This window comes from Nocardioides sp. GCM10030259, from assembly GCF_042666375.1.
Taxonomy (GTDB): domain Bacteria; phylum Actinomycetota; class Actinomycetes; order Propionibacteriales; family Nocardioidaceae; genus Nocardioides.
Genome location: NZ_JBHTDF010000018.1, coordinates 326,042 through 339,445, shown reverse-complemented (window position 1 = coordinate 339,445; position 13,404 = coordinate 326,042). Strand labels below are relative to the sequence as shown.

Below are 13,404 nucleotides of genomic sequence, written 5' to 3'. Positions count from 1 at the left end.
CTGGCATCAGACGGGAGGGAGGCACCGCAGCAACGCGCGAAGGCAGGAGTGCTGCACTTTGACGACGACGCCTAGTCACGGGCCCTTCGCCCAAGTTTCTCGCGGCGCGTTCGTCCATCTTCCCTGCATCTCGACAGCGGCCGACCGTCAGTCCGCCGGCAGGCGCTCCGGCAGCTCGAGCCGGGGGAACTGCTCGTCGTCGAACGTGAAGATCTCGGTGATCGCCCCGCCGGTGACGCGGAGGACGTCGATCGTGAGCGGAAGGTAGGCGCCCTCGGGCTCCCGCCACTCGTAGAAGGCGACGGCTGGCTGCCGGTTCACGGAGGTGGGTACGGCGCGCAGGCCCTGCATGCCCTCGAAGCCGGAGTCCCTCCAGTCGCGCACCACGGCGTCGCGCCCGACGTGCAGGCCGGGGGTGGGCGGCATCGAGGAGCGGACGTCGTCGCGCAGCATGGCGGCGAGCCGGTCGATGTCGGTGGCCACGCTGGCGTCGGCGTACCGCCGCACCAGGTCGCGGGTCCCGGGGTCCTCGCCGTCGGTCCAGTCCTGTCGCTCGGCGGGCAGGTGCTCGCGCATGCCGGCGCGGGCGCGCTGCAGCGCGCTGTTGACGGAGTTGACGGAGTCCCCGAGGAGGTCAGCGACGTCCTTCGCGGGCCAGCCGAGCACGTCCCGCAGGATCAGCACCGCCCGCTGGCGTGGCGCGAGGTGCTGGACGGCGACGACGTACGCCAGCTCGATCGTCTCGCGCGCGACGGCGACGGTCTCCGGCTGGTTCGCGTCGTCGGCGGGCAGCTCGTCGAGCAGTCGGTCGGGGTAGGGCTGCAGCCACAGCACCTCCCCGCCGGTCGCAGGCCCGGGACGCCGCTTGGCGAGCAGGTCCAGGCAGGCGTTGGTGGCGATCCGGTACAGCCACGCCCGCACGGTCGACCGCCCCTCGAAGGTCTCCCGCCGTCGCCAGGCGCGGAGGAACGTCTCCTGGACGGTGTCCTCGGCGTCCTGGAACGACCCGAGCATCCGGTAGCAGTGCACGTGCAGCTCCCGCCGGTGCCGCTCCGCCAGTCCGGAGAACTCCGGCTCGTCGAGGTCCGTCGGCCGCATGCTCGTGCTCATCGCGTGATCCTTCCGTCGGCACGTGTCCCGTCGAAGGTGTGACGGTCGCGGGCGCGACAACTCATCACCGCGGCCGCGTGCCCGAGGGCGCTGAGCCCTCGAGGGTCAGGCCTCCGCGCGTGACGCTCGGTCATCGTCGAAGACGACCAGCTGCTGGTCGACCCAGTCCGAGACCTTCGCCGACTCGAAGGTCAGCTCGTAGACCAGCTCCTGCCGTTGGTCGTCGTCGGTCATGCCCTCGAGGTAGTGGGGAGCCTGGGCGCGGTACAGGTCGGCGATCTCGGGGAACGTCACGTCGGCCCTGCGGACCCGGACGTTGTTGGAGCTGATCGTGGCACCGCTGTCGGTCGGTGAGGTGACCAGCGCCAGCCGCCCCTGGTCGAGCTCGGAGACCTTCGGCGTCTCCGGGGCCGTGGTGAAGTACCAGACTCCGCGACGTTCGGACTTCACGAAGCGCATCAGCCGGCTCGAGGGCTGGCCGGCGGCGTCGATGGTGGAGACGACGATCAGGGTGGTGCCGGCGGCGACGGAGTCGAACTGCTCCAGTGCCCGCTGCCGGAACGGGGTGGGCTCGCGGCTGTTCGCCCTGGCGAACGCCAGCGCCTCGTCGATCGAGTCGAAGCGCCCCTCGCTCTCGATGAGGTAGAGGATCTGGCCGACGTACGCCGAGATCTCCTCACCCCGGTAGAAGAACTGCTGCCACCGCCGACCGGCGTGCAGGTCGCCGCTGTACTTCTCGTGGAGCCGGGTCTCCTGCCAGTCGACGATCCGCTGGCCGCGCGGGGTGAGCAACCAGCCCGCCGCGAGCAGCCACCCGAAGAGCGTGCTGAACACGAAGGTGACGATCGCGTGGTTCTCGATGTCGCTCCGGTCGAACGTGGTGCTCGTGGAGACGATGAAGCAGGTCAGCAGCGCCCCGGCGACGAGCGCGGTGGAGACCCGGAAGACGCGGCGGAAGCGACTGAGCTCGTGGGAGATGGCGTGGGCGGCGCGCACCCTCTTCTTGAGGGAGAACTCCCGTTGCTTCATCAGCTCGAGGAGCTCCAGGTCGGTAGCCGACAGCGTCATCGGTCCACTCCGTAGAGGCGATAGGTGTCCCGCAGCTCGAAGGTCTCGAAGTCGCTGTAGGGCTCGATCCGGATGCTGCGCTTCTCGAGCCGCAGCTGCTCCGCGCCGTACTTGCTCGCGTAGAGGTCGGCCGCGAGTCCCAGGCGGAGCGCGAGGCGCTCCTCGTCGTACGACTTCTCCCGCTCGCGCCGCCGCGAGACACGCCGGTTGACCAGGAACAGCACCAGGAACCCGACGACGAACCCCACCAGCAGGATCCCGAGGAAGATCATGGTCCGGTCGAACATGACGAAGCCCTCCTCGTAGTTCCACCATCCGTCGGGGTCGTCGCGGTGGAGGAGGGCGGAGGTCAGGATGACGAGGGGCAGGATCGCGAAGAACCAGCCGACCAGGACCAGCAGGGCCTGGACCACCGTGGTGGCGACGTGACCCCGGCCGAAGAACCAGTCGACGGTGACGTCCTTCTCGTCGACGTGGTGGACGGCGTACGCCGGCTTGTCGGTCATGACGGCCCCTGTCCCTGGGTCTCGTTGACGCCCTGCAGGCTGCTCGATCGCTCGGGCGACTTCCAGGTGCCGCCGTCGCGCTGCGACCAGACCTTGCGCACCGTCGGGATGAACTCCACGACGACCGTGTAGGTGTTCACCATCCAGTAGACGAGCATGTACCAGGGCGCGAAGAGGACGTACTTCAGCGTCCTGCCGCGGTCGTTGTAGTACGACGCGACGGTGAGCTGGACCACCCCGATCACCATCTCGATGCCCACGAAGATGCCGACCATGTACCAGTTGTGCTGGAACCTCTCCCAGTTCTGCGCCACGGCGAACCAGAGCTGGCTCAGGAGGAACAGCGCCATGCTGATCCAGTAGAGGACGCTCCAGATGATGCTCAGGCTGTAGTCGGCGATCACCGGCATCATCTGGAAGTTGCGGAGCGGGTGGCGTGCCAGCTTCGGGCCCTTGGTCAGCAGGACGTAGATCCCGCCCGACGACCAGCGCTTGCGCTGCTTGACCAGCGACCTGGTCTGCTCCGGGACGTCGAGGAAGAAGCGGATGCGCGGCGCGAAGAGCGCGCGCCAGCCGTTGGTCTGCATGTCCCAGGCGTTGGCGATGTCCTCGGTCGGCTGCTCCGCGTGCCAGCCGCCGACGTCGAGGACGGCCTGCTTCCGGTACATGGTGTTGGCGCCGGAGAACGCGAAGAGCGCGCCGTACGACATCTGCGAGCGCTTGATGAGGCCGATGATCGAGTTGAGCTCGTTCTGCTGGGCCAGCGCGGTGATCGTGGTGCGGTTGGCGGCCAGCATGTTGCCGGTCACCGCGCCGACGTTCTGGCCGCCCGCGCGCTCGAAGTAGTGCAGGTACTGCCAGAGGGCATCGGGGTTCGGCTTGGTGTCGGCGTCGTTGGAGAGCACGAAGTCGCCCCGGGCGAACCCGAGCGCGACGTTGAAGGCGTGGGCCTTGCCGCGGTTCTTGACGATCGTGATGACCCGCAGGTCGGCGTACTGCTGCTGGAGCTCCTCGAGGATCTGCGGCGTCGCGTCGGTGGAGGCGTCGTCGATGACGATGATCTCGAACCGGTCCGCGGGGTAGTTCAGCATCGTCTCGAGGTAGTGGACCGTGCTCGCGATCGACGCTTCCTCGTTGTGCGCGGGGATGAAGATCGAGACGAACGGCTCCCCGTGCTCGAGGTAGCGCGGCCGGTCCCGCTGCTCCAGGAACACGTGGTAGTAGAAGCTCGAGACCAGGAAGGCGAGGCCGCCGACGATCGGGTAGGCCACGATGATGAAGATCAGGATCTGGATGAACCACTCGCTGGCGGTCGTCGGCACCTGCCTCCCCTCCTCCCGAGAGGACATCGACACTAGTGCGGCCGGGGCGGTGCGTCATCCCCGCCGGACGGCCGCGATGACTTCGGCGGCGTACGGCGGTCGTACTGGTCGAACCCCGGATGCCGAGGAGGCACGCTCATGCGCAAGGTGACCTACTCGATGAGCCTCTCGCTCGACGGATTCATCGTCGGGCCGGACGGCGGCTTCGCGTGGTCGGCGCCCGACGCGGAGGTCTTCCGCGCCCACATCGAGGAGGTCCGGGAGGTCGGCGTGCACCTGCTCGGCCGGCGGCTCTACGAGACGATGCTGTACTGGGAGACCGCCGAGCAGGACCCCACCCTCGGCGAGGCGGAGCGTGAGTGGACCGCCCTCTGGAAGCCGCTCCCCAAGGTGGTGTTCTCCCGCACCTTGACGGCCGTGGAGGGCAACGCCCGCCTGGCCTCCGGGGGCGTGGCGGAGGAGATCGAGCGGCTGCGGGCCGAGCCGGGGGCGGGCGACATCGCGGTCGGCGGCGCGACCCTCGCGGCCGCGGCGGCGGCGGAGGACCTGATCGACGAGTACCGCACCTGGGTCTACCCGGTGTTGGTCGGCGGCGGTACGCCGTACTTCGCCCGCCTCGAGCGGCCGGTGGACCTCGAGCTCGTGGAGAGCCGCACCTTCACCTCGGGCGTCGTCGCACTTCGCCACCGGGTCGCGCGGCAGGCCCTGTAGAACTGCGGGATGGACGACTTCCTGGAGCGCCTCGGATCGGTCCGGCCCGCGGCGATCGTCGAACCGGCCGCGATGGAGGCCTACCGACGCGACCAGTGCCTGCTGGCGGAAGCGGGCACGCCGGTGGCCGTGGTGAAGGCCCGCGGCGTAGACGACGTGTCCGCGGTCGTCGACCTGTGCCGTGAGTTCGCGGTCCCGCTGGTCGTCCGCGGCGCCGGCACCGGGCTGGCCGGCGCCGCCAACGCGATCGACGAGTGCGTGGTCCTCACCCTCGACGGCATGGACCGGATCCTCGAGATCGACGAGGAGTCGCGGCTCGCACGCGTGGAGCCGGGCGTGATCAACGCCGACCTCGACCGGGCGGCCGCCGAGCGCGGGCTCTGGTACGTACCCGACCCCGGCAGCCGCGCGATCTCCACCATCGGCGGCAACCTCGCCACGAACGCCGGCGGCATGTGCTGCGCGAAGTACGGCGTCACCAGGGACCACGTCCTCGCGCTGACCGCCGTCCTGGGCACCGGTGAGGTGATCCGCACCGGGTCGGCGACCCGCAAGAACGTCACGGGCCTGGACCTCACCCACCTGCTCGTCGGCTCGGAGGGCACGCTCGGCGTCATCGTCGAGGCCACGGTCCGGCTGCGGCCGCGGCCGACGGGCCTGGCGACCGTGGCCGCGACGTTCCCGACCGTGCGGGCGGCCGTCGACATGGTGCTGGCGCTGAGCAAGGAGGGCGATGCGGCCGCGACCGAGCTGATGGACCGCACCACGGTCAAGGCGGTCAACGCGATGACGCGCATGGGCCTGGACGAGGACGCCGGCGCGCTCATCCTCGCCCAGTTCGACGGCGCCGACGCCCGGCTCCAGGCGACGCGGTGCGCGCAGGTGGCGACGGAGCTCGGCGCGGAGGCCTTCCACACCGACGACCCCGAGGAGGGGTTCGCGCTGATGGAGGCGCGGCGCGCGGCGCTGCCGGCGCTGGAACGTCTCGGTGCGACGCTGCTCGACGACGTCGGCGTACGCGTCCACCAGCTGCCGGACCTGCTCGCCCGCATCGAGGAGATCGCCGGGCGTCGTGGGGTCACGATCGGCACCTTCGGCCACGCGGCCGACGGCAACCTCCACCCGACGGTCATCTTCGACGCCGCCGACCGTTCCGAGCGCGCCGCGGCGCAGGCGGCCTTCGAGGAGATCCTCGCCGCCGCCCTGGCCATGGGCGGCACCATCACCGGTGAGCACGGCGTCGGCAGCCTGAAGATCGACTACGTGGAACGCCAGGTCGGTCGGGTGGAGCGCGACGTGATGCACCGGATCAAGGGCGTGCTCGATCCCACGGGGATCCTCAATCCCGGGCGCGGCTACTAGCTCCGGCCCTCTACGCTGCCGAGCGTGTACTTCGAGAACATCGTCTTCGACGCCACGGATCCGCAGGGGCTCGGCCGCTACTGGGAGAACGCTCTCGGCACCGAGCAGCTGACCGACGAGCCCGCGGGGTACGAGACCCGGCTGGCCGTGCCGGACGGACCGGTGCTCGACCTCTGCTTCCAGAAGGTGGAGGAGGAGCCGACCGGTCCGCAGCGCCTGAGTCTCGAGCTCCGGGAGGGCGCCGGGCAGGCGTACGACGGCACCGGCCCGCTCGCGGAGATCTCGCTCGAGGTGGCCGACCCCGACCGCGAGCTCGACTTCTGGTCGTGGCTCAGCGGCTGGGAGCCGGTCGCGGGATCGGCCTCGCTCCGCCACCGGTCGCAGCGCGGCCCCGTCCTCCGGCTGCGGGCCGAGGCGGAGCCGAAGGGATCGGGCAAGAACCGGATCCACCTCGACATCCGGCTCGAGCCGGGTGACGACCCGGACGAGATCGCGAGCGAGGTCGCCCGGCGCGGCGGGCGCGAGGTCGACTTCGGCTGGGGTGACCTGCCCTGGCGGCACTTCAGGGACCCGTCGGGCAACGAGTTCTGCCTGCTGCCGGCACGTCGCTCCTAATTCGTTCGCCACCGGGCCCCGGCGGTGCCACGCTGACCGGGTCAGGTGACGCCATCCACGACGAGAGGACACGACCGATGCGAGCAGCTTCCACGCTCCGGACCCCTGTTCGTCTCGTTCGTGGAGAAGCCTCTTGTCATCGACCCCTCTCAACCTGGGCATCGTCGCGCACGTCGATGCCGGCAAGACCAGCCTGACCGAGCGCCTGCTCTTCGAGGCCGGCGCCATCGCCGAGCTTGGCAGCGTCGACTCCGGCACCACCAGCACCGACTCGCTCGCCCTGGAGCGTCGGCGCGGGATCACGATCCGCGCGGCGGTCACCTCCTTCGCCCTGCCCGGCAGTGACGGGGCGGGCGCGATCGGCGTCAACGTCGTCGACACCCCCGGCCACCCCGACTTCATCGCCGAGGTCGAGCGCTCGCTGGGCGTCCTCGACGCCGCCGTGCTCGTGCTCTCCGCGGTCGAGGGCGTCCAGCCGCAGAGCGTGCTGATCTGGCGGGCGCTGCGCCGCATCGGCGTACCGACGCTGATCTTCGTCAACAAGGTCGACCGCTCCGGCGCCGACGTCGCCCGCGTCGTCGACCAGGTACGCCGCCGGCTCGCGCCGCACGTCGTCGTGCTGACCGCCGTCGAGGGTGCCGGCACCGCCGAGGCGGTGGTACGCCGCCTGCCGCTGTGCTCGCCCGCGGTGGTGGAGGCGGTGGCCGAGGTCGACGACGACGTCCTGGACCGCTGGGCCGGCGGCGGGCTCGAGGAGGGGCAGGTGCTCACGGCGCTGCGCGCGGGTGTCGGCGACGGGTCGCTGGCGCCCGTCCTTGCCGGGTCGGCGATCACCGGCGCCGGGCTCGAGCCGCTCCGCCGGGCCCTCGCGCAGCTCCTTCCGCACCCCGGTCCCACGGGTGCGGGTGAGCTCGGCGCGACGGTGTTCGCCGTCGACCGCGACGACCGGGGACGGCGTACCTGGCTGCGGCTGTGGTCGGGAGAGCTGCGCCTGCGGGACCGGATCGGCGTCGCCGGAGGCCGGCCCGAGCGGGTGACCGGGATCGAGGTCAGCACGCCCGACGGACAGGTGGCCGGCGTGGCCGGGGCCGGGGACATCTCGGTGGTTCGCGGACTGGGCCGGGCCCGGATAGGCGACGTCATCGGTGTCCCACCGGCGCGGACGACCCCGCGGTTCCCGCCGGCCACGCTGCAGGCACTGGTCGAGCCGGTCGACCCGACCCAGCGCGGCGCGCTCTTCGCCGGTCTGGCCGAGCTGGCCGACGAGGACCCGCTGATCGGGCTCCGCATCGACGAGACCGACCGCGAGGCGGCCGTCAGCCTGCACGGCGACGTGCAGAAGGAGGTGATCGCGGCCCTGCTGGAGGACCGGTTCGGGGTACGCGCCCGGTTCCTGGCGACCTCCACGGTCTGCATCGAACGAGTCCTCGGCACCGGCGAGGCGGTGGAGCGGGTGGGCGTGGCCGACAACCCGTACCTCGCCTCCATCGGGCTGCGGGTCGAGCCCGCCCCCGACGGGCACGGCATCGGGTGGACCGCCGGCATCGAGCCGGGTCGGCTGCCGCCGGCGTTCATCGCCGCCACCGAGGAGGGAGTACGCCGCACCCTGCGCCAGGGCCTGCACGGCTGGCAGGTCACCGACTGCCGGGTGACGATGACGGCCTCGTGGTACGCGCCCCGTCAGAGCCGCCCCCACCAGGGTTTCAACAAGGCGATCTCCAGTGTGGGCGCGGACTTCCGTCATCTGGCCGCCGTCGTCGTGATGGCCGCCCTGGCCCGCGCGGGCACCGTCGTGTGCCGGCCGATCGAGGAGATCACCCTCGACCTGCCCACGGACTCGCTCGGCGTGCTGACCGACGTCGTCGGCCGTCTCGGCGCGACGATCCTGGACACCGTCCCCGACGGCGGCTACACCCGGCTGGTCGCGCACCTGCCGAGCGCGCAGGTGCCGGAGCTCGCCCGCCGGCTCCCCGACCTCACCGGCGGCGAGGGCGTGCTCGTCGGCGAGCTCTCGCACCATGCTCCCGTGCCGCCCGGGGACGTCGTACCGGAGCACGCCAGGTCGCATCCCGACGCGATGGACCGGGTCGAGTGGTTCCGCGACGTCCCGCGCTGAGATGGGGACGCCTACCCGACTCTCGGGAAGGCGACGGCGGTTCTCGCCCGGGCGGGGGGTACGACGTGCTTCGATCGGACATGCGCTCGTGGGGGGCCAGGATCGTTGCCGCGTCGGCACTCGCCGCGGCGGGTGCGCTGACGTTCGCGGCCGCGTGGGAGCGCTGGTGGCCGGCCTGCCCCCGCGGCGGCTTCGACTCCGCCGCGTGCCTGCGCGTGCAGAGCCACGAGCTCGACTACCTCGTGCCGAGCGCACCCTGGCAGCCCACCGGTCAGTCCGCGACGTACGCCGGCTTCGCGCTGCTCGCCCTCGCGCTGGCCGCACTCACGCTCCCGCTCGTGCTGCGCCCCACCCGGCCGGTCGGCAGGTGGCGGATCACGCGGCTGCTGCTCGGCGTGGTCCCGGCCGGGGCGCTGGGCGTGCTGGGCGCGACGACGCTGCGCAGCGGGCAGACCGGCGAGCCGGCGACTGGGTCGGCCCTGCTCGCCACGGCGTTCGTCGTCTGGGCCGTGGCCTGGCCCGGCGCCCTCATGGTCTTCGCTGCCCTGGCGCCCGGCCGCCCGCACGGGATCGTCCTCGCTGCGCTCGTCGGCCTGTCGACGCCGGTGCCGGTGGTGCTGGCCGCCGGCCCGATCGCCGCCGGCTACGTCTCCCACGACACCGCCCCGTGGACCGAGGCCACGGCGGCCCCGCTCCTGCTCGTGGCGGCGATCGTCGCCTGCCGGGCGCCGCACGCCCGGCGGGCACCAGCGACCGGCGTGCGCCGGGTCGCGGTCGGTCATCGTCACGTGCTCGGGTCCCGGTAGACGCTCCATCCGAGATCGGTGCTTGACCTTGACGCAGGGTCAGGGTTGCAAGGTCTTCCCATGACCACCACACCAGCCTCGAGACCGGCCATCCAGATCGCCGGGCTGACCAAGTCGTACGGCGACCATGCGGTGCTCCGCGGCGTCGACATCGACGTGGCGCGGGGGAGCATCTTCGCCCTGCTCGGCTCGAACGGCGCCGGCAAGACCACCCTCGTGAAGATCCTCTCCACCCTGCTGAAGCAGGACGGCGGCACCGCCGTCGTCCACGGGTACGACGTCGCCGCGCAGCCCGCGAAGGTCCGGGAGTCGATCAGCCTCACCGGGCAGTTCGCCGCCGTCGACGAGATCCTCACCGGCCGGGAGAACCTGGCCCTGATCGCGCGACTGCGGCAGCTCCCGGACCCGGGTGCCGTCGCCGACGACCTGCTCGACCGGTTCTCGCTGATCGAGGCGGGCGGGCGACGGGTCGCGACGTACTCCGGCGGCATGCGCCGGCGCCTCGACATCGCGATGAGCCTGATCGGCAGCCCGGCGGTGGTGTTCCTCGACGAGCCCACCACGGGCCTCGACCCGCAGGCGCGCCTCGAGGTCTGGGACGCCGTCCGCGAGCTCGCCCAGGGCGGCACGACCGTCCTGCTCACCACGCAGTACCTCGAGGAGGCCGAGCACCTCGCCGACCGGATCGCGATCCTCCACGACGGCGTGACCATCGCCGACGGCACGCTCGCCGAGCTCAAGGCGCTGCTCCCGCCCGCCGAGGTCACCTACGTCGAGAAGCAGCCCACCCTCGAGGAGATCTTCCTCAGCATCACCGGATCCCAGGAGTCCCGATGAGCACCATCGTCAGCAACACCGCCGCCCTGACCGGCCGGTCCCTGCGCCACATCCTGCGCAGCCCGGACACCATCATCACCACGGCGCTCACGCCGATCGCGATGATGCTGCTCTTCGTCTACGTCTTCGGCTCCGCGATCGAGGCGCCCGGCGACGACTACGTGAACTACCTGCTGCCCGGCATCCTCCTGATGACGGTCGCCTCCGGCATCGCCTACACCGCCTACCGCCTCTTCATGGACGTCTCGGGCGGCATCTTCGAGCGGTTCCAGTCCATGCCCATCGCGCGCTCGTCGGTGCTCTGGGGACACGTGCTCACCTCGGTGGTCGCGAACCTGATCGCCGTCGCGATCGTCGTGCTCGTCGCCCTCGCCATGGGCTTCCGGTCCGGCGCCGGAGTGCTCGCGTGGCTCGGCGTCGCCGGCCTGCTGACCCTGTTCACGCTGACCCTGACCTGGCTCGCGGTGATCCCCGGGCTGGTCGCGAAGTCGGCGGACGCCGTCAGCGGCTTCGCGTTCCCGCTGATCTTCCTGCCGTTCGTCAGCTCGGCCTTCGTGCCCACGGACGGGATGCCCGCGCCGGTGCGCTGGTTCGCCGAGCACCAGCCGGTCACCCCGATCGTGAACTCGATCCGGGCGCTGTACGCCGAGCAGCCCGTCGGGAACGACATCTGGCTCGCCCTGGCCTGGTGCGTCGGCCTGTTGGTCCTCGCCTACGGGCTCGCGATGCGCGTCTACCACCGCCGGATCGCCTGAGAGGCTGAGCCCATGCTCACGATCAGCCAGCTCGCGGCGTACGCCGGCGTGACGGTCCGCGCGGTGCGGCACTACCACGCGAAGGGCCTGCTGCCGGAGCCCGAGCGGGACCACTCGGGCTACCGGCGGTACGACGCCGCCGCCGTCGTCGACCTGATCCGGATCCGGACGCTCGCCGACGCCGGCGTACCGCTCTCCCGGGTGCAGGACCTGCTGGGGGCCGACGACGAGGAGTTCGGGGCGGCGGTCGAGGAGATCGACCGCCGCCTGCGGGCCGAGATCCGCGAGCGTCAGCGCCACCGCGAGCGGATCGCGCAGCTCGCGGCGGGCGACAGCCTGGCGCTGCCGCCGGAGGCCGTGGAGTACCTCGACCGCCTGCGGGAGGTCGGGGTCCCCGAGAACATGGTCGAGGCGGAGCGCGACGCCTGGATCCTGGTGGCGGCACAGCTGCCCGACCAGATGCCCTCCTACATGGAGCTGAAGCAGGGGCAGCTCGACGACCCCGGCGTCGTCGCGATGTACGCCGACCTCGCCGATCTGGTCGAGTGGGCACCCGAGGACCCGCGGGTGGAGGAGGTCGTCGACCGGCTGGTCGTCCAGTTCGAGGCCGTGCCGGTCGACGCGTGGGAGGCGGACGACGCGATGAGCGACGACCTCGCCGCCCTGCTCGACTCGGTCTTCGTCGACTCGGTCCCGGCCGCGCGCCGGATCCTGCGCCTGATGGAGGAGCGCGGCTGGACCGGGTGGACCAAGCTGAAGCGCCTGGAGCCCCGTCAGCCGAGACCGGTGCGGAAGCCGTCGCGCCAGCTCGCGTAGCCGGGCGTCCAGTCCAGCTCCCGCTTGGCCTTCGCGTTGGACGACCCGCGCACGGTCGTCATCATCGCGATGCCGAGCTGGCCGAGCAGCGGCCGGCCCAGCCACGCGGGGAGCCGCATCGGCTTCCGGCCGCCGAGCTGCTCGGCCAGGTAGGGCAGCCACTCGGCCACCGGAGCCGGCTCGTCGTCGACGATGTTGTAGATGCCGGGAGCGCCCCGCTCCACCGCCGCGGCGGTCGCGGTCGCGGCGTCGTCGACGTGGATGAACGACCAGACGCCGGTGCCGCCGCCGACCACGGGGAACTTGCCCGCGCGGATCATCTCGCCCAGCGTGCCGGTGCGGGACGCGGCGTTGCCCGGGCCGTAGAAGTTGCCGTACCGCAGCACGACGCCCTCGATCCCCTTCGCCGTGGTGACCGCGTGCTCGAGGTGGCGGATCGCCTTCAGCGACTCGCGCGCCTCCTTGCCCGGCTCCTCGACCAGCGGGTCGTCCTCGGTCTTGACCCAGCCTCCCGTGCGCTCGTTCGGCCACGTCGTGTAGCTCTGCGCGATGAAGCGGCGTACGCCGTGCTCGCGCGACGCGGCCAGCAGGTGGTCGGTGGCCTCGGTCCGCAACCGGTTGGTCATCGCGAACTCCTGGTCGAACTTCTTCGGGTTGCCCGTCATCGCCCCGAGGGCGGTGAGCTGGTGGACGACCACGTCCGGCTTCGACTCGGCCACGGCGGCGCGCACGCTGTCGAGGTCGAGCGGGTCCATGACGACCCCGGTCACGCCCTGGGTGTCGAGGTCGGCGAGCGCCGACGGGTGCCGACTGGTCCCGAACACCTGGTGACCCGCGGTCAGCAGGTGCGGGGCCAGCCGGCTGCCCAGCGCTCCGGTCGCACCGGCGATGAGGATGCGCATCATCCTTCTCCCTTCGTCGCCCGTACGACGACGCGACGCGGGAATCTGTGACAGCTACTGAGGCATCTCGGTCTGGAACGGCCGGACCTCGACCTTGCCGCGGCAGGCCTTCGAGGCCTCGGCGGCCAGCCGGAGGGCGACGTCGAGGTCGGGCGCCTCGATGACCCAGAAGCCGCCGAGGTGCTCCTTGCTCTCGAGGTAGGGGCCGTCGGTGATGATCGGCTTCTCACCCTGGCCGTCGACGACCGTGGCGTTCGTCGCCTGCTCGAGGCCGTCGGCGAAGACCCAGTAGCCCTCCGCCTGGAGCTTGTCGTTGAAGGCGCCGGTCTCGGCCATCGACTCCATCATCTCCTCGCGGGAGCCGTAGCCGCCGAACTCGGTGTACTCGGCCGGGCCGTGGACGGACATCATGTACCTGGGCATGTCATTGCTCCTTGTTCTCGGTGTGCGACGGCCCCCGTGGCCGCCTCTCACCTCC

Annotated in this window: 14 protein-coding genes; 8 read left to right on the top strand and 6 right to left on the bottom strand. The window is 71.5% G+C overall.

Going from position 1 to position 13,404, the window contains the following annotated elements:
• Window positions 1–147 precede the first annotated feature (147 nt).
• The 4 genes from ACFQQI_RS14740 to ACFQQI_RS14725 form a co-directional block, all read right to left on the bottom strand.
• Window positions 148–1,110, bottom strand: a complete 963-nt coding sequence (locus tag ACFQQI_RS14740) for an RNA polymerase subunit sigma-70 (protein WP_378564654.1) — start codon at window positions 1,108–1,110, stop codon at window positions 148–150.
• A gap of 105 nt (window positions 1,111–1,215) precedes the next feature.
• Window positions 1,216–2,178, bottom strand: a complete 963-nt coding sequence (locus ACFQQI_RS14735; RefSeq protein WP_378564651.1) for a pyridoxamine 5'-phosphate oxidase family protein — start codon at window positions 2,176–2,178, stop codon at window positions 1,216–1,218.
• Window positions 2,175–2,684: a hypothetical protein gene (locus ACFQQI_RS14730; RefSeq protein ID WP_378564648.1), complete on the bottom strand. Its 510-nt coding sequence runs from the start codon at window positions 2,682–2,684 to the stop codon at window positions 2,175–2,177. The genes ACFQQI_RS14735 and ACFQQI_RS14730 overlap by 4 nt, the downstream gene beginning before the upstream one ends.
• Window positions 2,681–4,006 carry a glycosyltransferase gene (locus ACFQQI_RS14725; RefSeq protein WP_378564645.1) on the bottom strand — a complete coding sequence of 442 codons (1,326 nt, stop codon included), beginning with the start codon at window positions 4,004–4,006 and terminating at the stop codon, window positions 2,681–2,683. Before ACFQQI_RS14725 ends, ACFQQI_RS14730 begins: the two co-directional genes overlap by 4 nt.
• A 138-nt stretch (window positions 4,007–4,144) precedes the next feature.
• Here ACFQQI_RS14725 and ACFQQI_RS14720 point away from each other — a divergent pair, with 138 nt between their 5' ends.
• From ACFQQI_RS14720 to ACFQQI_RS14685, 8 genes are all read left to right on the top strand, one after another.
• Complete coding sequence (locus ACFQQI_RS14720) at window positions 4,145–4,717, top strand: dihydrofolate reductase family protein (RefSeq protein ID WP_378564642.1); 573 nt, start codon at window positions 4,145–4,147, stop codon at window positions 4,715–4,717.
• Window positions 4,718–4,726: 9 nt separating this feature from the next.
• Complete coding sequence (locus tag ACFQQI_RS14715; RefSeq protein ID WP_378564639.1) at window positions 4,727–6,079, top strand: FAD-binding oxidoreductase; 1,353 nt, start codon at window positions 4,727–4,729, stop codon at window positions 6,077–6,079.
• Window positions 6,080–6,103: 24 nt separating this feature from the next.
• Entirely contained in the window at window positions 6,104–6,694 is a 591-nt protein-coding gene (locus ACFQQI_RS14710; RefSeq protein WP_378564637.1) for a VOC family protein, read from the top strand.
• Between the two features lie 133 nt (window positions 6,695–6,827).
• Window positions 6,828–8,810 (top strand): GTP-binding protein, encoded by a 1,983-nt coding sequence (locus tag ACFQQI_RS14705; protein ID WP_378564634.1) that lies wholly within the window; start codon window positions 6,828–6,830, stop codon window positions 8,808–8,810.
• Between the two features lie 80 nt (window positions 8,811–8,890).
• Window positions 8,891–9,616, top strand: a complete 726-nt coding sequence (locus ACFQQI_RS14700; protein ID WP_378564631.1) for a hypothetical protein — start codon at window positions 8,891–8,893, stop codon at window positions 9,614–9,616.
• Window positions 9,617–9,676: 60 nt separating this feature from the next.
• Window positions 9,677–10,453 (top strand): ABC transporter ATP-binding protein, encoded by a 777-nt coding sequence (locus ACFQQI_RS14695; protein ID WP_378564628.1) that lies wholly within the window; start codon window positions 9,677–9,679, stop codon window positions 10,451–10,453.
• Window positions 10,450–11,208: an ABC transporter permease gene (locus ACFQQI_RS14690; RefSeq protein WP_378564625.1), complete on the top strand. Its 759-nt coding sequence runs from the start codon at window positions 10,450–10,452 to the stop codon at window positions 11,206–11,208. The genes ACFQQI_RS14695 and ACFQQI_RS14690 overlap by 4 nt, the downstream gene beginning before the upstream one ends.
• 12 nt (window positions 11,209–11,220) lie before the next feature.
• The gene (locus tag ACFQQI_RS14685) at window positions 11,221–12,024 is read left to right on the top strand and encodes a MerR family transcriptional regulator (RefSeq protein ID WP_378564622.1); all 804 of its coding nucleotides are present in this window, start codon (window positions 11,221–11,223) and stop codon (window positions 12,022–12,024) included.
• Here the strand turns inward: ACFQQI_RS14685 and ACFQQI_RS14680 are convergent.
• Complete coding sequence (locus ACFQQI_RS14680; protein ID WP_378564619.1) at window positions 11,982–12,926, bottom strand: NAD-dependent epimerase/dehydratase family protein; 945 nt, start codon at window positions 12,924–12,926, stop codon at window positions 11,982–11,984. The two genes, ACFQQI_RS14685 and ACFQQI_RS14680, sit on opposite strands and share 43 nt — an antisense overlap.
• A gap of 54 nt (window positions 12,927–12,980) precedes the next feature.
• Window positions 12,981–13,349 (bottom strand): YciI family protein, encoded by a 369-nt coding sequence (locus tag ACFQQI_RS14675; RefSeq protein WP_378564616.1) that lies wholly within the window; start codon window positions 13,347–13,349, stop codon window positions 12,981–12,983.
• Between the last annotated feature and the right edge of the window lie 55 nt (window positions 13,350–13,404).